At 42.8% G+C, this 21,119-nt stretch carries 23 protein-coding genes; 5 read left to right on the top strand and 18 right to left on the bottom strand.

Annotated elements, in window-relative coordinates; genetic code table 11:
* Nucleotides 1-146 precede the first annotated feature (146 nt).
* The 4 genes from DBT50_RS00765 (at nucleotide 147) to DBT50_RS00750 (ending at nucleotide 4,195) form a co-directional block, all read left to right on the top strand.
* Entirely contained in the window at nucleotides 147-1,181 is a 1,035-nt protein-coding gene (locus DBT50_RS00765; protein WP_111852386.1) for an ABC transporter substrate-binding protein, read from the top strand.
* 1 nt (nucleotide 1,182) lies between these two features.
* A complete protein-coding gene (locus DBT50_RS00760; protein WP_111852385.1) occupies nucleotides 1,183-2,172 on the top strand; it encodes a FecCD family ABC transporter permease in 990 nt (329 codons plus the stop codon).
* Nucleotides 2,173-2,235: 63 nt separating this feature from the next.
* Nucleotides 2,236-2,952 carry an ABC transporter ATP-binding protein gene (locus tag DBT50_RS00755; RefSeq protein WP_181566117.1) on the top strand — a complete coding sequence of 239 codons (717 nt, stop codon included), beginning with the start codon at nucleotides 2,236-2,238 and terminating at the stop codon, nucleotides 2,950-2,952.
* 25 nt (nucleotides 2,953-2,977) lie between these two features.
* The gene (locus tag DBT50_RS00750; RefSeq protein ID WP_111852383.1) at nucleotides 2,978-4,195 is read left to right on the top strand and encodes a PAS domain-containing protein; all 1,218 of its coding nucleotides are present in this window, start codon (nucleotides 2,978-2,980) and stop codon (nucleotides 4,193-4,195) included.
* A 75-nt stretch (nucleotides 4,196-4,270) separates the two neighbouring features.
* Here DBT50_RS00750 and DBT50_RS00745 read toward each other — a convergent pair whose 3' ends face one another.
* From DBT50_RS00745 to DBT50_RS00670, 16 genes are all read right to left on the bottom strand, one after another.
* On the bottom strand, nucleotides 4,271-4,693 hold the full coding sequence (locus DBT50_RS00745; RefSeq protein WP_111852382.1) for a hypothetical protein: 423 nt from the start codon (nucleotides 4,691-4,693) through the stop codon (nucleotides 4,271-4,273).
* 201 nt (nucleotides 4,694-4,894) lie between these two features.
* Nucleotides 4,895-7,330, bottom strand: a complete 2,436-nt coding sequence (locus DBT50_RS00740; protein ID WP_181566116.1) for an ABC transporter permease — start codon at nucleotides 7,328-7,330, stop codon at nucleotides 4,895-4,897.
* Complete coding sequence (locus DBT50_RS00735; RefSeq protein WP_111852380.1) at nucleotides 7,323-8,003, bottom strand: ABC transporter ATP-binding protein; 681 nt, start codon at nucleotides 8,001-8,003, stop codon at nucleotides 7,323-7,325. The genes DBT50_RS00740 and DBT50_RS00735 overlap by 8 nt, the downstream gene beginning before the upstream one ends.
* 97 nt (nucleotides 8,004-8,100) lie before the next feature.
* Nucleotides 8,101-8,940 carry a sensor histidine kinase gene (locus DBT50_RS00730; RefSeq protein WP_111852379.1) on the bottom strand — a complete coding sequence of 280 codons (840 nt, stop codon included), beginning with the start codon at nucleotides 8,938-8,940 and terminating at the stop codon, nucleotides 8,101-8,103.
* A complete protein-coding gene (locus tag DBT50_RS00725) occupies nucleotides 8,937-9,578 on the bottom strand; it encodes a response regulator transcription factor (protein ID WP_111852378.1) in 642 nt (213 codons plus the stop codon). Before DBT50_RS00725 ends, DBT50_RS00730 begins: the two co-directional genes overlap by 4 nt.
* Before the next feature lie 234 nt (nucleotides 9,579-9,812).
* Nucleotides 9,813-10,253 (bottom strand): WapI family immunity protein, encoded by a 441-nt coding sequence (locus DBT50_RS00720; RefSeq protein WP_111852377.1) that lies wholly within the window; start codon nucleotides 10,251-10,253, stop codon nucleotides 9,813-9,815.
* A gap of 76 nt (nucleotides 10,254-10,329) precedes the next feature.
* Nucleotides 10,330-11,280 (bottom strand): ABC transporter permease, encoded by a 951-nt coding sequence (locus DBT50_RS00715; protein WP_111852376.1) that lies wholly within the window; start codon nucleotides 11,278-11,280, stop codon nucleotides 10,330-10,332.
* 1 nt (nucleotide 11,281) lies between these two features.
* The gene (locus tag DBT50_RS00710; protein ID WP_111852375.1) at nucleotides 11,282-12,022 is read right to left on the bottom strand and encodes an ABC transporter permease; all 741 of its coding nucleotides are present in this window, start codon (nucleotides 12,020-12,022) and stop codon (nucleotides 11,282-11,284) included.
* Nucleotides 12,023-12,039: 17 nt separating this feature from the next.
* Nucleotides 12,040-12,981, bottom strand: a complete 942-nt coding sequence (locus DBT50_RS00705; protein WP_111852374.1) for an ABC transporter ATP-binding protein — start codon at nucleotides 12,979-12,981, stop codon at nucleotides 12,040-12,042.
* An 11-nt stretch (nucleotides 12,982-12,992) separates the two neighbouring features.
* Nucleotides 12,993-13,571, bottom strand: coding sequence for a TetR/AcrR family transcriptional regulator (locus DBT50_RS00700; RefSeq protein WP_111852373.1), 579 nt, complete (start codon nucleotides 13,569-13,571; stop codon nucleotides 12,993-12,995).
* Nucleotides 13,572-13,858: 287 nt separating this feature from the next.
* Nucleotides 13,859-16,132, bottom strand: a complete 2,274-nt coding sequence (locus tag DBT50_RS00695) for an ATP-binding cassette domain-containing protein (protein WP_111853438.1) — start codon at nucleotides 16,130-16,132, stop codon at nucleotides 13,859-13,861.
* A complete protein-coding gene (locus tag DBT50_RS00690) occupies nucleotides 16,125-16,553 on the bottom strand; it encodes a MarR family winged helix-turn-helix transcriptional regulator (protein ID WP_111853437.1) in 429 nt (142 codons plus the stop codon). The genes DBT50_RS00695 and DBT50_RS00690 overlap by 8 nt, the downstream gene beginning before the upstream one ends.
* A 216-nt stretch (nucleotides 16,554-16,769) precedes the next feature.
* Nucleotides 16,770-18,167 (bottom strand): 23S rRNA (uracil(1939)-C(5))-methyltransferase RlmD, encoded by a 1,398-nt coding sequence (rlmD, locus tag DBT50_RS00685; protein ID WP_111852370.1) that lies wholly within the window; start codon nucleotides 18,165-18,167, stop codon nucleotides 16,770-16,772.
* Nucleotides 18,168-18,463: 296 nt separating this feature from the next.
* On the bottom strand, nucleotides 18,464-18,592 hold the full coding sequence (locus DBT50_RS00680; RefSeq protein ID WP_258454722.1) for a hypothetical protein: 129 nt from the start codon (nucleotides 18,590-18,592) through the stop codon (nucleotides 18,464-18,466).
* 254 nt (nucleotides 18,593-18,846) lie between these two features.
* A complete protein-coding gene (locus DBT50_RS00675; protein ID WP_111852369.1) occupies nucleotides 18,847-19,200 on the bottom strand; it encodes a type II toxin-antitoxin system PemK/MazF family toxin in 354 nt (117 codons plus the stop codon).
* Entirely contained in the window at nucleotides 19,194-19,436 is a 243-nt protein-coding gene (locus DBT50_RS00670; protein ID WP_111852368.1) for an AbrB/MazE/SpoVT family DNA-binding domain-containing protein, read from the bottom strand. The genes DBT50_RS00675 and DBT50_RS00670 overlap by 7 nt, the downstream gene beginning before the upstream one ends.
* 262 nt (nucleotides 19,437-19,698) lie before the next feature.
* On the opposite strand from DBT50_RS00670, the gene DBT50_RS00665 reads away from it, so the two are divergent.
* Nucleotides 19,699-20,256, top strand: a complete 558-nt coding sequence (locus tag DBT50_RS00665) for an isochorismatase family protein (protein WP_111852367.1) — start codon at nucleotides 19,699-19,701, stop codon at nucleotides 20,254-20,256.
* Between the two features lie 120 nt (nucleotides 20,257-20,376).
* Here the strand turns inward: DBT50_RS00665 and DBT50_RS00660 are convergent, their stop codons facing one another.
* Nucleotides 20,377-20,724 carry a hypothetical protein gene (locus tag DBT50_RS00660; protein ID WP_111852366.1) on the bottom strand — a complete coding sequence of 116 codons (348 nt, stop codon included), beginning with the start codon at nucleotides 20,722-20,724 and terminating at the stop codon, nucleotides 20,377-20,379.
* A 260-nt stretch (nucleotides 20,725-20,984) separates the two neighbouring features.
* Nucleotides 20,985-21,068 carry a helix-turn-helix domain-containing protein gene (locus DBT50_RS09615; protein ID WP_111852441.1) on the bottom strand — a complete coding sequence of 28 codons (84 nt, stop codon included), beginning with the start codon at nucleotides 21,066-21,068 and terminating at the stop codon, nucleotides 20,985-20,987.
* Nucleotides 21,069-21,119 lie beyond the last annotated feature (51 nt).

Below are 21,119 nucleotides of genomic sequence, written 5' to 3'. Positions count from 1 at the left end.
AACACCTAAAGGTAAGCAAGCTTGTTAAATAACGAACAAAAACAAGCTTTTATATCGCCTAACTTTTGATAAGGCTTACATTGTTTCTTTACCTCATGATAAAATAATATATAAATAATAAATATTTGAGATAAGGAGATTGTAATATGAAAAAGAAATTACAGATTACTTTAACTGCCTTAACTTCCCTGGCACTTTTAGCTGCTTGTTCAAACGGCAGCAATAGTAGCGATAAGGAGGCCGCTTCCTCAGACCAGAGCGAAGAAGTAGCTAGTCAAGAGTCCCAAACAGAGGCTCCCAAAGAAGAAAAAGACTCTGTTAAAAAATCTGACTGGAGCGAAGAACAACCAGCCCTCGTTGCAGGAACCCTATCCCTAGCTGAAATGACCGATGCTTTAGAGATTCCTCTGGTTGGTGTCACCTCGCACGCTCCCGACCAATTACCTGAAGACTATCGTGACCTTCCTAAAGTGGGTAGCGGTCCTAAGATCGATTTAGAAACCCTAGCAGCTACTGAAGCGGACTACTACTTGAACAATAAGAAACTGGAAGCCATGACTCGCCAACAAGTAGAAGGCGCTGGGGTTGAACCGGTTTACTTTGACTATACGCGCTATGACGATGTCAAACAAACCCTCTTAGACATTGGTAAATTAGCCGGTCGCCAAGACAAGGCTCAAAGCATTGTCGATGACATTAATGCCAAAGAAGAAGAAGTCTTAAAAGGCACCGAAAACCTTAACGGAAAAACCTTCGTCATCATCTTTAACTCAGAAGAAGGCAGTTCCGTAGCTTCTGATGATAGCTACCTAGCTTCAATTTTAGAAAAATTAGGCATGAAAAACATTGCTGATGAATCCTTGGAGGCAGGCAGTGATGTGATTACTGACGGTAGTCTAGTTAACTTCAGCTCGGAAGCCATTATTGATGCCGATCCTGACTACATTATCAGCTATTCACTCTCCAATGTCTTTAACTTAAAGAACAAGGGGACCGCTGACGAAAACACTTCCCAAGAGCAAATCGAAGCAGAATTACAAAAACCAATCTGGCAAGAAACCAAGGCCGGTAAGAATGACCACATTATCTCCTTAACCTCCAATGATATTAGCATCAATGGTGGTTTAGGTTTAGCTGATGACCTGGCGCTCGTTAAGAAAGCTCTCTTAGGAGAAGATTAGGGTGATTAAGCGAAGCAGAAGTCGCTGGCTTCTCTTTCTGTTGTTGCTGGTGGTCCTGGCAATCTTTGCTCTGATTGGTATGCGGCTTGGGAGTATTCCAGTCAATTTGGAAGATATTTTATCTTCTTTCACTGACCAAGCTACTAAGCGAGGACAGATCCTCTGGAGCATCCGCTATCCCCGAATCGCCATTACCCTTTTGGCAGGACTAAACCTGGGACTTTCCGGACTACTGATCCAGAGTGTCCTCAAAAATCCCATTACCGACAGCAATATCTTGGGGATTAATGCCGGAGCCAGCTTATTAGCGGTGGTGATATTGATCCTCTTTCCAGAACAGACCGCCATGGTTCCCCTTTTCGCCTTTGTCGGCGGAGTGGGAGCCTTTCTTTTGGTGGGTCTCTTAGCTTTTCAGTCATCCTATTCTTCGGTTCGGATTGTCCTAACCGGTTTAGCCATCCGCTCGGTATTGGGCGGTTTACAAAGTGTTATCGTTACCATGAATAGTGACCGCCTCCATGGGGCCATTCTCTGGCTAAACGGTAACCTCAGTGGTCATAGTTGGCAAGATATTTCCTTACTCTTTCTCTATGCCCTACCAGCCTATCTCTGCCTGATTTTCATCCATCCCAAGATGGATTTATTGCAATTAGAGGATGGACTAATTCATTCTTTAGGCTATCCACCTAAGGTTATTGCCTTGGTAGTGGCCCTGGTTGGTGTTTACCTGGCAGCCATTACGGTTTCATTTGTGGGGATGATCGGTTTTGTGGGTTTAATTATCCCCCATGTAGCCCGTTTACTGGTTGGTGGCAAACATAGTCGTCTGATCCCCTTTACTGGGATCCTGGGGGCCATTCTACTTATCCTGGCCGATACCTTGTCACGGACGGTAATTGCGCCTTTGGAAATCCCCATCGGAACCACCATGTCCCTAATTGGAGGACCTTTCTTCCTCTACCTGCTTTACCGCCAATCGACTCGGAGGTGATCGACCATCTTATTAACAGCCCAAGATATCAGTTATTCTTATGGAAGACAGTCGGACTTTCACTTGAGTCATATTTCGCTGGATATTGAAGCAGAAAGTATTACCGGCTTAATTGGCCCCAATGGATCGGGAAAGACGACACTTTTTGACTGCCTCAATGGACGTAAGCCATTAGAGAGTGGCCAGGTGATTTTTGAAGGACAAGATTTGCATGCTATTCCCTTAAAAGAACGCGCCAAAAAGATAGCCGTGGTCCAACAAAGCCACCGCAACCAACTATTACTTTCTGTTTTTGATATTGTGAGTCTGGGGAGGAGTCCTTACCAAACTTGGCTAGACCATGGTTCTAAGGAAGACCAAGACATTGTCAAGCAAGTGATCGACATGGTGGGCTTAAGTGCCTATCGGAATAAACAACTCCAAGAGCTCTCTGGTGGTCAAAGGCAGTTAGTCTGGCTAGCCTTAGCTTTGGCACAAGAGCCTGACCTTCTCTTTCTTGATGAACCGACGACCTACCTGGATATCCGTAACCAGATTCACTTTCTCAATCTCATTGGCCGACTGAATGAAGAAAAGGGGCTGACCGTGGTCATGATCCTCCACGACCTCAACCAGGTCTTACGCTACTGCGATTGTGCCTACCTGCTCTCTGAAGGGCAACTAGTAACCGGTGGGAAACCCGCAGAGGTCCTCAGTGAATCCATCATTGAAGAAACCTACCAAGTCCATTCCGACCGCCTCCATCATCCCAAAGGTCACTTTGTTTTAGACTTTTACTAGCCATCAAAGAAAGGAAGACCAAGCATTGAAATATACAGACCTTGAAGATCTTAAAGTAGAACACCCTGTGGAAAGCCCCATCACTGACATTGACCGCTCCCTAGATAACTGGGTAGAGGTCGCCGCTGAGAAAACTCAGGCAGCTCGCGCTAGTGATGCAGTCAAACTCGACTGTGGGGTATTAAGCGTTGACCAAATTAACCAGCTCTTGGCGAATATTGACCATGAGGTAACCACCTGCGACGCCAATAACCAATATCTCTTCTACAACCGTCACAAGCCCAAAGAAGACATGGTGGCCAAACGGAACCCTGAAGCAGTCGGTGAAGCCCTCTTCAACATCCACCCCGAAAGAGTGGCTGAAAGTGTTGCCAAACTCATCTATGAAATGCGAACTCACCAAGTTCCTCGGGTGGTCCTGCGGTCTAATTGGAGTGAAACAGAACGTTTTGTGACCCATAACCACCGGGCCTTCTATAACCCAGACGGAAGCTACGAAGGCACCATGGAATGGGTCCAAGATAACTTACCTATTGTTGACTATTACTGTCAGATGACCGGCCAGGAAATGGTCGATGACGAGGCCGCTGATCCTAAGTCTAAACCTCAGGTAATCCTAGACAGTCGCTCATCCCGCTTTGTTGATAAGAAGTTTGACGACTGGACCCAGGGATCCCAAGCCCCCCACCGGTCGGAAAGCCAAATCTATCCAGATAATAACTGGTTGGTTCAAGAAGTGGAAGCTAAAGAGCCAGCCAGCGGACAAGACTATGTCTGCTTAGACCGCGGCATTCTTACGGTTTCTCACTTGAACCATTTCTTAAAGCAGATCCCTGTCGAAGTCGCCTACTATGACCAGGAAGACCGCCTGCTTTACTTCAACTATAAGAATGATGTTGATGAAATGCTCAACCCTAAAACCGTGACCTCGGTGGGGCTAGACATTAACTATAACTATCCAGAAGCGGAACATCAAAAGGTCAAAGATATCCTAGCCGCTCTCAAAAACAAAGAGAAAACGAGTGAAAAAATCTTTATTTCATCCACCTCTCCTGGGGAATGGATTACCTGTACTTTTAAGGGAATCTATGACGCAGACGGCCACTACCTTGGCTGTGTGGAATACTGTCATAATATCCTCCCCTACGTCAACCAGGTCCTAGAAACCTGGGGTAAGAAATTAGTGGACAAACCCGGTCAAGAAGCGATCTGGCCGAAAGCGAGAGGTCAGTACCAGGCCTAGGTAAAATCAATTAAAAGATATAAAAAGACGAACAGTTAACTCGTGAAAACAGGACTGTTCGTCTTTTTTACTTGGCTAATATTCTTTAATCTGCTGGTCCAATTTCACCTTTAATTGATTGATCGACCGACGCATCCTTTGCAGGGCTTGGAGCTGGTTTTTGATATCTGTTTGGACCCGTGCATCTGTAAAGACATTGTCAAACCAGGTATCAAAGAAGTTATCTTTGAGTCCATCAGCCATTCCTTGGGGCAAGGCCATGCTGACATCCGCTAACTCTTGGTTTAAAAATCTTAAAGATTGACCAAGAGCCTCGATTTCTTGGTTTGCCGCCTGAATTTTTCGCCGCTTGATCAAACTAGGCAGAAAGTCACCACCCAGTAAATCCCACATCCCCCATTTGGAGGCCGATTGGAGCAATTCAATTCCCTTATCTAAATGAACCAGCACTTCTTGGGCGGCCTGATGAGCTTCTTCTAATTCTTTCAATGACTTCATGATCAGTAACCTCCTTAACGGAATAATGGGAGACACTAGTCACTTCCCCACGAGTTACAATTTACGCTTTTAGCTTACCATGAGAAAATAAACCAGCAAAGTATCATGCCCACTCAATGCGTCTTTCTCCTCAATAAAAAAACCGACTTTTCGCCTCCTAAAAACAGGCTCAAAAAGTCGGTTATTTTATTCAGTGATTTATTATATTCCTCGGATCAAATCAATCGGTTCATGGTTTAGAATAGCACTGAGACCTGTCCAGTAAATGAGTAAGTTCAAGCCATAAACTAGAACCGCAAATCCTAGGAAGACCAGATAAGGAAAGTATAAGATTAAGGCCTTCATATCGACGCTCTTGAATAGCCCAGCAATCCCTAGCATAATCCCTAAAGTAATCAAGGCAGACAAGAGGAAGAACTTTCCTTGTTCGAAGAGAAATTCGCGACTGAAGTGATTTCTTAAGGCCTGGATATCCATCCCAATCGAATAGAGGGTCCCGATTTCTTTGCGCCGGCTCATCAGGCTGAGGTTGATGGAGGAATAGCCGTTGGTGATATTCATCAGGAAGATGATGGCCGCAATCCCATAGATAATCATCTTGAAGCTTTGAATATCTGTAAACTGTTCGGCCTGGATTTCCTCATCTGTAAAGACCTTGAAACTTTCATTATAAGCTATGGTATTTTCAATGCGGCTGGAAATTTCCTCCTTGGCCCGGCCAGCTTCTCCCTTGGCTAGCTTGAGCTTCAGCTCGAAGGGGTAATTGAAATTTTTATCATCTTGAACCTCTTCCATCAGCTCTCGATAGGTCCCAAAATCCGTATAGACCATGACAGTAAAGGGCAGGATCCGAGTCTGATAGGGGCCAAGGTCATCAATGGTCTGCGCAATGGGAAGGCTTCGTTGCTTCTCATTAATGCTAAGGTCTAATTGATTAGGATGATCAAAATACGGCACTTTTTCAGCCTGAGCAAGGGGCTCGTTGGGATCTGCTTGGACCTGGTTGTAGAGGGTAAATCCCCCTGGCCTGCCGCCCAGTTTCTGGAGGTCGTCGTTTTCGAGGGCGACCAGAATTCCCCTGATGTATTGGGGCTTGGTATCAGCCATCATTTGCCTCAATTGCTCATCCAGGCCCAGTGATTGGGCGGTTTGGGAGAGCTCTAAGTTAGGTTCAATGGCTAGGTTCTTTTCCTTAGAAATATAGCCCTCCCCCTCATAATCAGCTAGAATTTCGGGCAGGATAGGGGGCAAGTCACCGGTGTCATTGTAGTAGTGGACCGTGAGATCGTAGCCATCATCAAAGGCATAGAAGTCCCGATTGTAGTCAGCAATGGCATAGACGATACAGAAAATGGCCACAATCAAAATGCCAATAGCTGAGATATAGCGCTGGGACTTGATACTGGCCATATTGTTCAGCCGTAGTTCTTTCCAGAGTTTGGGACTTCGCTTCTTACCCTTCTTCTTAGACAGGCTAAAATTTCCCTTGAGCCCTTCAATAATATCGATCTTCGCGATCTTGCGCGCCGGATAGATGACCGCGACTAGGACAACCGCTAGGGCCACCAGGATAATGACTAGAGACAAGATCCAGTTAAAGTGAACCTGGTTAAAGAAGACCACTTCAGCTTTACCACTATTGGCAACTTCAAAGAGATAACGAATAAGGAAAAAGCCCAGGACATGACCGATTAAAACGGGCAGGACAGAGATTGTGACTGCCCCTTTCACCAATAAGAGATAAATTTGAAAATCCGTCGACCCGATGGATTTATACATGGAGAGCTCGCGAATCTTCTGCAGCCCCCAAACCCAGAAAATATTTTTGATAAAGAAGACAAAGATTCCCATACATAATAGGAGAGAGAGGGCATTAACCAGCTTGGTCATCAGGTTTTTACTTTGACTGACGTCCAGGCCGTAGTAGCGGACCAGGGAGTCATTAAAGTCCAATTCCACTTCTTTTCCTAGTAGATCTTGAATCTCGTCTTGGATAGCCTCGCTCTGGGCATAGGCTGCCTTGAAATCGTGAAAACTAATCAAAGGAATCTGTTCTTCGCCCTCTTCCACCAAGGGCAAACCATAATTTATTTTCAAATTTTCATTATAAAAGTCTTTATAGACACCAACCAGGGTATAGTGCCGCTTTTCTGTGGTCTCGAAACTTTCTTCAGCGGTATAGGTCGACCGGGCATCGATCGCCTCCCCGTCTACCTGACGCTCCCCTAGTTCGATCATTAGCTCATCGCCTAGGGAGAGGCCTTCCTGCTTAACCAGAGATTCATTCAAAACAATCTCATCCGCCGATTCGGGAAAGCGCCCAGCCAACAAATAAGACTCTTCTCGCATCTGATTGACTGGCACATCCTGTCCCACCATGGAAATGAGATGGCCCTTGTATTTAGCACTGTGGGCCCTGGCAGAAGTCCCACCCGCCAGCTCAATGGCTTCCACTTGGTTGAGTTTCTCGATTTCTTCCTGGGACAGGTCTTCTGACAAGCGGGCATCGTAGAAATTCGTTGCCTTTAGCTGGCGGTTACTTGACGAAATATTGGTATAGCCATAGTAAAAAATTACTGTGAAAAAGAGGCTAACAATCAGAAGTGAAATGAAAATCGGTAAATTCTTCTTATTCATTGGGCTCATCTCCTACGATAGCCCCGTCGACCATGGTGATAATCCGCTGGGTCTGAAGGGCCAGGTTTTCATCGTGGGTGATGATCAGGATAGTCTGCTTGAGGGTCTGGTTGAAGTACTTCAAGAGGTCAATGATCTCCTGAGAGTTCTTCCGGTCCAGGTTCCCGGTCGGTTCATCCGCTAATATGATCGAAGGCCGGTAGATCAGACTGCGGGCCACGGCCACGCGCTGCTCCTGGCCTCCCGATAGCTCACTCGGAAAGGCCTGCAACTTATCGGATAAGCCCAGCTTAGTCACCAAGTCATTAAAGAAGGCGTCATCCACCTGACGGCCATCTAACTTCAAGGGCAGTTTAATATTGTGTGCCACGGTCAGATTGGGGATGAGGTTGTAAAACTGGTAGATCAGCCCCACCTTGCGCCGCCGGAACAAGGCCATTTCCTTAGACGAATAGCTGGCAATATCGGACCCTTCAATGAGTATCTTCCCCTCATTGGGCCGGTCCACCCCACCAAGCATATGGAGTAGGGTAGACTTACCCGACCCACTCGGCCCGACAATGGCGATAAGCTCTCCCCGGTTGACGGACAGATTCACCCCATCGACAGCCCGGACTTGCTTTTCTCCTTGGCCATAAATTTTAGTCAAATTGTCAACGCGAAGTATTTCCATAAGATCTCCTCCTAGTTTGACTATAGCGGATGAAAATGACAAGTCGGTGATAAAGCGGATAAAAAGAGAAGAAATGGTCTCCGCGATTACTTCCCTCTCACTTATAAAATTGCAGGATAAATTCTGCCCCTCGGTCGGTATTTCGGCAGCTAATTTGCCCTTGATGTTTCTCGACAATGCGCTTGGCCATAGCGAGGCCAATCCCAAAACCCTTAGAATCAGGATCCTTATAGAAACGCTGGAAAATCTTCTTTTGCTTGCCTTCAACAATCCCTCCCCCATCATCTTGGATAGACAATTCCAAATAAATAGGATTTTCCCTAGTCCTTAGCCAGATTCGACGTGTGCCTTCCTGGTTGATGGCATTCTTTAGGATATTAATGACAGCCTCGCTCAACCAGTTGAAATGTCCCAGCATAACCGCCTCCCCTATATTGATATCGACAACAATTCCTCGGTCATCAATTTCATCACTCAAGATATCCAGAGCATAGTCTATCACTTCCCGCAAGTGAACTGGCGATAACTTGAAGCCCTCAAGATTATTATCCAGACTAGCCAACTTCAAGAGAGCATTGGACAAGTCGTTGAGTCGGTTTAATTGCTGGGAGAAAGTCGCCGGATCCGTCTTATCATTTTCCAAGGCAAAGAGCATGCCCGTAAGCGGCGTCTTAATTTGGTGGGCAATGTCTTCGATATTTCGACTCTGACTTTGGGACAAACGATGGACCTTTTCTTTCTCTTCGACCAGCTCAATGAATAACTTATAGATCTGGTCCTCCAACTGGGAGAAATCATCCTGCTTCATGGGAATCTGATAATCTTGCTGGTAGAGTTGGTCGATTAGGTCTGCCAGCTCTTGAATCCGCCGGCGCTGGCAGAACTTCAACCAGCCAACGACAACAAGTATGCTTAGAAGCCACAATATATAAATCATAGCTTCAACCGGTAGCCGATGCCGCGGACGGTTTCAATCAGATCCTTGGAGGTCTTGTCGCGGATCCGCTTAATGGTAGCGGTCAGGGTATTGTCATTCACATAGGCCTGCCGGGCATCCCAGAAGCGATCCAGCAATTGGTCCCGAGTCAGAAGCTGGCCCCGGTGGCGGATAAAATGGGCCAAGAGCCGAAATTCCAAGGCCGTCAAAGCAACCCCCTGCCCCTGATAATAAATCATTCCCTGGTCTTCTTTAAGGACTAATTCGCTCTCTCCTTCCATAGGTCCAAAGTCCCTCAAACAAGCCGCAATCCGAGCCCGCAGGATATTCAGATTAAAGGGTTTGGTGAGATAGTCCGACGCCCCCGCATCGAGAGCCTCCGCAATAAAATTCACATCGTTAACCACAGTAGTAATAATCACTTTGATATGATTCTGTAAAAAGAGCGACAAAAGATCAAAACCATTTCCATCCGGCAAATTTAAATCCAGGATAGCCAGATCATAAGCCTGCTTAGAGGCCGCTTGCCCTTCAGCATAATTTTTCGCCAGCTGTACATCAAAGCCATGCTTGGTCAAAAAGTCGACAATCTCTTGGCCAATCATGGGATTATCTTCCACTAAAAGTAGGGAATTCATGTTAAAACTCCTTCACTTATCAATGTAGTCATCTATTATCTTCACTATATCCTGATAAATAGTAGGCTGCAAGTATCATGTAAGCGCTAAAAAAGCCCCTTCTCAGGAGCTTCTAAAATGAATTTGAAATCCTTTCGTTAACTTTTATTTAATAAGCTAGATCTTTCCAGGTAAGCATTAGGATATATAAGCAGTAAATCTCCCACAGCCTGAGCCAAATTGCCTTAGCTAGCCTTATCTTACTGGATATCTCTGAAAGAAATCCTTTAGTTGAAGGTTCAACTGCTTAAGCTCTTCACAATCCAATGTTTGATACAGGCAGACTTCTTTCCAATCATTATCCTTAGTGTCATAGACAAAGCTTATTTGGAAAACATAGCAAGAATCGATTTGCGTAATAGCCAGGGACAGGTAGGGCTCTGTAAATGTTCTCAACACCTCTGTTTCCTTTCCCGATATCAGCCAATGGATACTTTCAATAATCTCTCCCAGTTCAAAACTTAACAGGCAAGGATCCACTTGTTTAAAGGACTTGACTGAATCCGAGTAGCTAAACTCTAACTTCAACCAATTTCGATCAAAAATATCATCGTTTGCAGATAGATCTTTGAATTCATAACCAAGAATATCGACAGTTAACCGCTTATCTTCTTCAGTAAAAACTATGCCAGTCATCGAATCCCCTTTATAAATATTTCTAGACTTATTGTAACAAACTCCCCCAAAAACGGGAAAATCCGGTACTCTAGCATCAATCGACTATCCTTCGCTTTTGCATCAACAGCGCGATTACAAAGAAGACCAAACTATATAGTAAAAGAACCCCTATGGGTTGGCTCAATGCTTCTACTTGACCATCCAAGGCTGAGCCTAATTTGGCGATGTAGAATTGCGGAAAAAGAGGTTGGATCTTTTCTTGTAAAGACTCTTCTTTTACAGCTAATAGAGCTCCCGAAAGAAGCGTGGTCAAAACCGATAACATGGTCCCCACTAAGAGAGCTCCCTGATTTTTCTTGGTCAGCGTTGATAAGAACATGCCAAAATTAGCCGCAAATAGTTCAAGTAAAAATAAACCTAAGAAAAATCGACTAGATAAGTCCAGGCCAAAGAGAGGAAACAGACTACAGCAAGCTAAGGCACTAATCGTAAACAAAAGCAGAAAAGTGAACAATACTTGCTGGAAAAGGTAAGAAAGTACTGAAAGGCCAGAGGAATAAATGCGTTTATCAATACCGCGACGATCATCAAAATAAAAACGATAGAGGATTAAGGACAGAATCATCGAGCTCATGGCTAAAACAGTGAGAATCACTTTAAAATGATTATTGCCTGGATCGGGTTCACTGCTTAATTGCCCCTCATTGAGGAGTTGGCTCAAGTCATCAGCCAATTCAGCGTTTCTTACTGTCGTCACTTGATACTTGCCCTCTTCCTTAGTGATGTAGGCATCGTAGTCGCCAGTGATCAGCTTAGTGTATGCAGGATGATCTTCTGAAATTTCTTCAACAGATAAGTCATCATTCTTCATGGTTAACAAATCACTGGCAGTCTGGTCGACCCCTATTTGAAGCGTGGGAGCATCCATGGTGACAACAAAGGCGCTTCCTGCAAGGGTTATAAAGACAATTACAGTGGTTATGAAGAGATAAGTTTTTCCTTTTAAGAGTCGGTTGAAATTATTAGTTAGAATAACAAGGTTCATTTTAATCACCAAAATCTTCTGGATGGTAGCTTAAATGGATAATTATTAAAAAAATTAGCGAAGACAACATCAGTGTCGTAGTCGTCGGCAATAAGGTTGTGCAATCCTTATCATAAATAATCGCAAAAAAACTGGACATCACTTTTGAAACCGGAGAAAAGCTAGTGACTCTGGCAATCTTTGGTCCCAAAATGGTCATGGGAAAGAATAAACCCGACAAAATCGCCAGAAGGTTAATCACTAAGTTCAACAGCTTGGTTGCTAGGTCTTCACTCTTCACTAAGAGGCAAAAAGCCCCACCAAAAGTGATCGAAAAGATAACTAAGGCTAAATCAAGTAATAAGATACGGAGGACATCCCTTCCCCCGTAGTTAACAAATCCTATCGCATTAAAAACTAGGATATAGCTGGCTAGGATGGCATAGGAAACTGCAATAGATACGATTAGTTTGGATAAATAAACTTTGTATCGAGCCATAGGCGAATAGATAATCCGGTAATTAGCATACTTGACCTGGTGGCCAAACAAGAGCTCAGGCAAAATAATCACCGTGGCCATGGACAAGTAGATCATCATAGTGACCCCATAATAGTCATAGGCCGACAGAAGATCGTCAGTAAAATTAGAAGAAAAAACATAACCCGTCACTAGGATCAGGAGCATGGGATAAGCTAAAAGATAGGTCATAATGGGTTTGTTCTTCAAAAGATTAATAATATCTTGTTGCATGATGGTTAACATAAAGCTTCCCCCTCACTTTAGTCTCTTAATTGCTTACCCGTTAAGCTTAAGAAGACATCTTCCAAATTTTTCTTCTTGGTTTGGATCCCAGTTATATTGATATGGGATTGGATAACAAGCGCCAATATATCATTAAGTGAGGCTTTTCCACTTTTTAAACTAACCTGCATTTGGTAGTCAGTATCCTGACTTAGTCCCAAGACCTGGGGCAATTGACGAATTTTCTCTAAAAGCGCTTTAGGCATTTCCTGGGCAAAATCCACTTGATACTTGGACTCACGGTAAGCTTCCAAGATATTATCCAAGCGGTCATTTAGTAAAACATGACCCCCATCCATAATAATGACCCGGTCACAAAGCTGCTGGACCTCCTCCATGTAATGGGTGGTGTAGATAACCGTGGCCCCTTCATCCCGCAAAGCCTTGATCGAATCGAGAATATGGTTTCTCGACTGGGGATCAATCCCCACGGTGGGCTCATCAAAAATAATCAATTGAGGATCGTGGGCTATGGCACAGGCAATGTTTAAACGTCGCTTCATCCCACCCGAGAAAGTGGCAGCCTTGTCATGGGCACGTTCTTCCAGACCGACCTTCCTTAATGCCTTTTTCACCCGGTCTTTCATTTCAGTTTTCTTGACGCCATATAAGGAGGCAAAGAATTTTACATTCTGAAAGGCAGAAATATCCTCATAAATGGCGAGTTCTTGCGGCACAATCCCCAGGTGCTGTTTGATGGTTTTAAGCGGCAAGTGAGCATTATTAAAGTAAGTCAGCTTGCCTTCATCCGCCTTTAACAGCGTGGATAAAATATTAATAGTGGTACTTTTTCCAGCCCCATTGGGTCCTAAAAAGCCAAGGATCTCACCCTTAGTCACAGTGAAATTCAAATGATCAAGGGCTTTTCGACCATTTTTATAAGTTTTCGATAGGTCTTTGACGGTTAAAATACTCTCCATAGTCTTGTCCTCTATTCATTAAAGCTCAGATCAAAAATCACTTTGACCACTTTCTCCATATAAGCTTCTTGCTCTTGGTCGTCCTCAAAACTAGAAAAAGTCGGATAGGAATTTTGAATCAAATTCATGATTAATTTAGCCTTGATAGTCAACTCGCTCTCCTGAGCAAATGATTGAATAATGGTTAAAATAGCAACAATAATAGCCAACATCCGCTCATTAAAATCCAGCATCATCTCTTTAAAGACCTGGTCTTTTCGCGTCAACATCAGAATATCGCTATTTAAGAACCGATTTTCCCAGTTCTTATCCATACCCCTGACCAAAAATTCTTTAAACTTTAATTCCGAGCGGAGATTATTGCCCGTAATTTCTGCTTGAAGTTTTTTCATTTCTGTTAGTGAATAATTGAAAAAGCTTTTGACTAATTCGGTAAAGACCTCTTCTTTGCTGTCAAAATAGTTGTAAAAGACACCAACAGACACTCCAGCTTCCTTGGTGATCTCCTTAGTTGTAATTGAACTAATACTTCGATCTTTAAGCAAGCGGTCAGTCGCTTTAATTAACTTTTCTTTATTATCTTTAGCCATGATGCCCTCCATAAAATTTTACTTTTATGAATTATAATTCATATTAAAACAAAAATAAATATGAATATGAATAAAAGTTCATTATTTATATATTTTATTTAGTATATAATTAATAAATGTTTGTCAAAATGACTTTTTTCCAACTATTTTTCTCCACAATAAAAAAGCCCCCTTTCGGGAGCTTCTATCAACATCTTAAACCTCTACAAACCCTATTCCTATCAGCTTTTCTTTTCAGCTGACGCAGACTTATTACCATCTACTTCTCCTTCATTAATCAGTTCATACTATTCCTCACGAATAATTATCGTATCATCCAAAAATCTTCTTAAATGCTTGGCGGTATAGGATTGCTCACATTCTATAAAGTCAATTGGGTATCCTTGGAACAAGATTTTTCCACCGACCTTTCCTCCTTTGGGTCCAAGGTCAATAATCCAATCCGCCTGACTGATCACGGATAAATTATGCTCAATTACAATTAATGTGTTGCCGTCTCTTACCATTTCACGAGTGAGGTCCATTAGCTTATCAATATCGGATTCGTGAAGTCCTGTCGTGGGCTCATCTAAAATGATAATTTCTGACTCTTTCTCTGAAAGCATTTGAGCTATTTTTAACCGTTGAAGTTCTCCCCCAGAGTATGTATCCAAGGTCTGACCTAACTTTATATAGGATAAATTTGCTTTGATGATCGATTCTAGAACGGGTGTGATCTTCGAATTATCGCCAAATATCTCCCTAGCCTCTGCAACCGTGAGTTCAAAGATCACATTGATATTCTTCTTTTTATACAGATAAGCGAGGACCTTATCATTGAACCGTCTCCCTTGGCACTTTTCACAAATATGTTCAGAGTCTCCCATATAGGCCAAATCAAGTTTAATGACTCCTTTTCCCTTACATTCAGGACAGGCTCCTTTCCCGGTCACTGAAAACAGAGATTTTTCAACACCATTTTCTTTGGCAAAAAGTCGCTTGATTTCGTCATATATCTTTAAGTAGGTGACGATATTTGACCGGCGAGAAGCCTGGGGCAAACTTTGGTCCAAGATAGTAGCCTGAGGGTATTTGTTAATAAAAACATCTCTAATCAGGGTACTTTTACCAGAACCGGCCACACCAGTTACTACTGTTATCGCATCTTTCGGGATACTTATGCTGACGTTTTCTATGTTGTGCTTGGACACATTTTTCAGTGTGTAATAGTCTGAAAAGATTTTCTTTTCTTTATTGATGCCGTGCCTTTTGGTAAAGGCTTTTGCTGTGATAGTCTCTGATTTTAATAATTCGCTATAAGTCCCCTGGAAAGTAACCCTACCTCCATGAGGGCCAGCACCTTCGCCAAAATTGATTAGCTCATCACAGCATTGAATCATATCGGGGTCGTGGTCGACAAATAAGACAGAGTTCCCCTTATCTCTCAAGCCCTTAAAAATATTTGTGATTCCTCGAATATCTTCCGGATGAAGGCCAACACTCGGTTCATCAAAGATATATAAAACATCTGACAAGGAGCTATTGAGATACTTCACCATTTTGATTCGCTGGGACTCGCCGCCGGAAAGGGTGTTCGTCGGTTGATTTAATTTCAAATAGTCTAAGCCTACTATTGAAAGACTTTGTAACTTCTTTTGCAATTCATGGGTAATCATTTCAACCTCTTGATTATGGATGGTAGAGATAAAATCGAACAAATCATTGATTGCCATATTCGTACTATTGGCTATCGATTTACCTTGTATGGTGGCACTTAATACTTCGTCATTTAACCGTGTCCCATGGCATGCGGGACAGGTTTCTGTGATTAATATCCTGTTTAAGTCTTTTTTATATTGAGGATCTTCGACATTGACAAAGCTTTCCATGATTCGAGGAAGGACTCCAAGATATTTGGCTGTTTTATGCCAGTTTTTACTCGGGCGAGCGGGTTTTATTTTAGGAGAGTACAGCAGCAAGTCTAGTTCCTCTTGATTATAGTCCTTGATCTTCCTATCATTGTCAAAATAACCGGATTCGGTATAACGGGTCAGTCTCCAACCGTCATTGCGAAAGGTAGGGAAATCAATCGCATTGTTATTTAAGGATTCATCAAAATCAATCAATTTGTCAATATTAATGGATTTAACGACTCCAAGCCCCTGGCAAGTCTTGCACATGCCGTCTGGATGATTGAAAGAATACTTCATAGAATAACCAATAAAAGGCTTGGCTATCCTCGAATATAATAGTCTTAAGTCAGAATAGATGTCGGTTATAGTCCCTACTGTTGACCTGGAATTGCCACGGATTCGCTTTTGGTCAATGATTAGTGAGACTGGAAGATTAGAGATGGAATCGACAGCTGGTTTTTTATAATTGGGCAAGAGGTTTTGAATATAGCTAGAGTAAGTTTCCTGGAGCAATCGCTGGGATTCACTGGCAATCGTATCAAAGACAAAGGAAGATTTCCCCGAACCTGAAACACCCGTCACAGCAACAATCCTATGCTTGGAAACCTGGATGGAGATGTTTTTCAAATTATTTGTTCTGGCATTGACGACTTTGATAGCATCATCCATTTTGCTCTATCCTCGCTTTCTTTAATTCTTCTGATAATTTGTTTGATAAATAGATAAAACATTCTTGTTCCTCTTTGTTAAAGGTCTTGATAGCAGCTAGATGAAGAGAGGAGTGACTATTTGAAATATGATGGAGTAAGTCTTTCCCATCACTAGTCAGTGTAGTGTACAATTCTCTTCCATCCTCTTCATTAGGGGTCTGTTCAATATACCGCATAGACTTTAACCCTTTTAATGCCTTTGATAATTTTGTACGGGATACGCCAAGAATCACACTAAGATCCGAGGGTAGTAGTTCTCCTTTTTGTTCGATTTGATGCAGAATGTCATATTGTAGCCAGGAAATTTCCTTTGGGTTTGCTTGGTTCCTTTCAGCAACAAGTTCACATTGTAATTCCATCAATGATGTTTTTAAATCCATATTAGTCCCCTTTATATGATTTCCATAAGGAAACTATATCATAAAAGAAACTAGTTATAAAGGTTTTAAATTTGGTTTGGTTTTTCCACCTTATTCAGTCGATCAGTTTCCCCATACACACATCCACATTTCCACCATTTTTATCCCTCAAACAAAAAAAAGCCCCCTCTCAGGAGCTTCTCTCAACTTCATAAACTTCTACAAACCCTATTCCTATCAGCTTTTCTTTTCAATCAATACCACGCACTCGACATGCTGAGTATGTGGGAATTGGTCGATTAATTGGATCTTGGCAATCTCATAACCGAACTCTCTTAGCCAGACTAAATCTGCTGCCAAGCTTTTGGGATTACAGGAGACGTAAATGATCTTGTCTAGGCCCATCCGCCCGATCCGACGCATGATTTTTCCACCGGCACCGTTGCGTGGGGGATCTAACAAGAGCAGGTCAGCTTGTCCCCACTCCTCTTCAATTTCAGCCAAACCATGGCGGGCATCTCGGGCGATAAAGTGGGCGTTAGTAATCCTGTTATCCCGGGCATTACGTTTAGCCGACTCAATGGACTGTTCCACAATTTCAATCCCCACTAAGGCCTTGGCCCGCTTAGCCAGAGGTAGGCTAAAGCTACCGACTCCACAGAAAAGGTCAATTACCAGACTGTCTTGGTCGAGTTCTGCCCAATCGCAAGCCAAATCGATCATCTTTTGGGCTTGGGTAGGATTTGGTTGGAAGAAGGTGTCAAAGTAAAGGCGGTAATTAAAACCAGCCAGCTCATCACGGATATAGTCGCGGCCAGCCAGGACTTCCACTTGGTCAGCCCCCATCCGATCCGCAATGGCCGTATTCTTAATCCACATTAAGCTCTTAATCTCAGGATAAGCCTGTAGACGTTGGATTAGGTCTTCAATAACGCCTGGATCAAGATCTGCCGATTCCTCTTGGGCGAAAATAGCTACCATGACTTCCCCACTTTGCTGGCCTTGGCGCAAGAGTAATTGTCTGAGCAAACCTTGCTTCGACTGTTTTTCGTAACCTGCTAAGTTCCAGGCCTTTTGCCAGGCTTGAACTTCTTCTTTTAAGATCATAAAGATTTCTGGGGCCAAGATATTCTTTTGCCAATCAACAATCTGGTACTGGTCACCCTGGGCGAAGAAACCCAAGTCACCATCGATCGAGAAACTCAGCTCCAGCTTGTTGCGGTAATGGTAAGGGTCGTCCATCCCCCATACCTCACCCACCACACTGGGGTCAAAGCCTTGGTCAGCTAAAAAGGTCTGGGTCAGCTCTCTTTTATAGGCCAATTGGTCGGGGTAATTCATATACTCCAAGGGGGCTCCACCAACTTGCGGACCATTTAATTCATAACCACCATTTCGACTAGGCGAAGGCTCAATGATCCGGTCATAGGTCCGGGTTGCCCGTCTTCGGCCTCTGGCATTGGGTACAGTGACTAACAATTTATCCCCAGGTAGGGCCTTAGGAATTTGAAGTTTTAATTTCCGTCCTTTTCCTAATTCGGTATCCGGAAAACGGTATTCGGCTAAACCTAGCCCCTTCTCAGAAAGTCCGGTCACTTCCACTTCTAATTGTTCACTTGGATAACGGTGCTTCATCGGCAAATCCCCTTCTGTCACTTGATTTTCTCAAACTGTAAATTTCATCCTGTTTAGTAAAGCATAATCTTAGCCACTGCGCAAGTCCTTGGATCTCGCTTAGGATAAGAACAAAGCCTAGCCGCAAAGGGAAAAATCCTTATAACAAGCAAAAATATTGGCTAGCCCATTACGATATAAAAGCGTCCCAATCAGTCGCCTTAGTAGTAAATTGTTAGTTAAAGTAAAACCCCTAGAACATGGCTTAGCAAGCTGTAAGTCCTAGGAGTTTTTTATCAAGTGACTAATCACAAAGCTTATTCAATCTTGCCCGTCACCCAGGTATTTTCACGGGTAGGTAAACTGTAATCGCGACTGGAGAGCTCTACTTCTGTTTCTAAATCAATAAGCCTTAAACCGATGCTTTGATCATTAACAGATTGCATGAGATAGCCTCGGCCGTCCTGAACCAGGCTGACTTGTCCACTTCATAAGGCTTGGAAAAGAAGGCTTACAATAATTCAATGAATGAAGAGTGTTTGGGTTAATCAGCAAATAAGGATAAGAGTATGGCAAGAACAAAAAAGAGCAAGATCGTCATTTTCTGAAGTCGACGCTTGCTCTGCGCTTGGAACAAATTTGAATAGAGTCTAACCATCACAACAATGGTTTTCTTTCAATCTCAGGGTTTTATTATTGCCTATTGATAATCATCTACCAGATCGAATAACAATTTATAACGATGAATAATGCGCTGAAATTCATTTGGTTTAGCTCGTTCAATAAAATTTTCTCGGCTGACTTGACGATGATAAAGATCAAGAGCTTTTGATTGATTCAAAAGGACTTTACCCTTTATCTGATCAGTTTCTTGGAGCTCATAATAGGCTGGATAGTTTCGTTTTGTCGTTGAGATAGGCGCAACAATCGCCATGTGACTCGTCTGGAAAATGAGATCATGACTTAATACAATGGCTGGACGACTATTTCTCTGTTCATGTCCGATGCTTGGGTTAAAATTAACATAAAAAATATCCCCTTGCCGCATCACCATTCGATCTCTTCTCCCACTGCTGGTCCCCAATCCATTTCTTCCTCATAAGTGAAAGAGGTCTTGTAATCGGCAAATAATTCCTGAATAGTCTCTGCTTCCTTAGGCTTAATCACTAGGGCTTGATCTTTGATTTCAAGTGAGAGCACTTGATTATCCTTTAAATTGAGCTGTTTAACTATCGTTGATGGAATTCTGATCGCCTTTGAATTTCCCCATTGGGCAATTTTCGTTTGCATACTATCGCCTCCTCAATCCTATTTTATCAAATGACTATCCAAAGGTATATACATTACCCCTGTGAAATGCTTTTCAGGATGATTCTCTCCTTAAATATCTCCTAAAAAGCACCGTTCTCAATTCAGTCAATAAAAAGGAATCTCTTTCCTGTAAGGAGCTAAGCCTCATTATATTCCTAGGAGATTTTTTAGAAACCTAGGCAGCAAGTCCTGTGCTTGCTATAATAGATGTAGGATAAAATTCTTAGAAAGGAAGTTCACCATGACTGCAATGACTGTTGATAATACGCTAGTCCTTGTCATCGATATTCAAGAAAAATTGGTTCCCGCAATGCATGATTCCGATACTTATCTGGCTAACCTGCAATTTCTTCTTGAAGGCTTGAACCACTTAGGCGTTAAGAAGGTAGTCACCGAGCAATACCCTCAAGGCTTGGGCGCTACCCATCCTGATATCAAGTCCTACCTAACCGAGACACCGGTTTACGCCAAGACTCGTTTCAATGCCTGCATTCCCGAAGTTCTCAACCACATCACCCCTGCCATTGAACATGTGGTAATTATCGGGATGGAAACGCCTATCTGCGTCGAGCAAACCGCCCATCAATTATTAGACGATTATCCCCAAGTGGAAGTGACCTTGGTTCGTGACGCCGTAACCGCTAGAAGTGCAAAAGAACACGAATGGGCTCTCAGCCAACTCCAAGCAGATGGCGCGACTCTCCTATCCAGTGAAAGCTTACTCTACCGTCTCCTAGAAGACGCCAAGAACCCACACTTCAAAGCAATTTCTCACTTAGTCAAAGAGCGTCAAGCTTAATAAGCTGACCTCATCTGAAATATTATAACTAATACAAATAAAAGAGACACAGAGCGTGTAGTTATAACGACATGACTCTGTGTCTCTTTTTTCCCGGCAAAGGATTGACTAGCAAAACAGCTACTCCCAAATTTTAAAATAATGAATAAAGCAGATAAAAAACACCACTGTTCCAATTAAAAATAAAAGCAGAGAAATTTTCGCTTGCTTTTTATATCTTTCGTAATTTTCAGCTTCCTGAGGACTGAATGCCTTTCTCGGATACTTTCGCCTATTGAAGAAATAGATCGGTAAAAAGGCACTCCCGTTATTGTGGCCCATACTTAGGAAGGCCCATAAGTGGGGACGCTTCATTTTTCTTGCTTTAGCATCAATCAGTACCAGCTTATAAATATTATAATTCACAAATAGAGCTCCCATAATCCATAGTGGCCCGAAGATTGCCATGATTATTGCTGTGATAGCCATAATAATTCCTCCTAAAAGTGATTAATAATGACTAAGTCGATTATTCCAGAGATAAATAGAGCACTTATACATAGGTCGGGTAAAGTCCATTCTACTGGTAACCATCCCTTCATCAACACGAAAACAAGAATAACAAGGATAGCAAGCAGAATAATTCGTCCTAATCGCTTATTACTTTTAACAATATTTGTTCTTTCACTTAAATGAATCACACTAATAACATTCAGGTACATTTTATCATTCTCCCAATTGGATATCGCTTATCTAGACACACCGATAACTTCAGCCACTTCCTCTTGAGCCATTTTTGCTTGGTTACGCGCTGTTTTTAATAATTGGACAATCTAGACTAGCCGCCTTTAACAATCCATAGAAGATCTTTTCCATAACTAAAA

Source organism: Aerococcus tenax (genome assembly GCF_003286645.3).
Taxonomy (GTDB): domain Bacteria; phylum Bacillota; class Bacilli; order Lactobacillales; family Aerococcaceae; genus Aerococcus; species Aerococcus tenax.
Note: the sequence above shows the minus strand (reverse complement) of the source record. Positions and strands in the feature narration are given on the sequence as shown.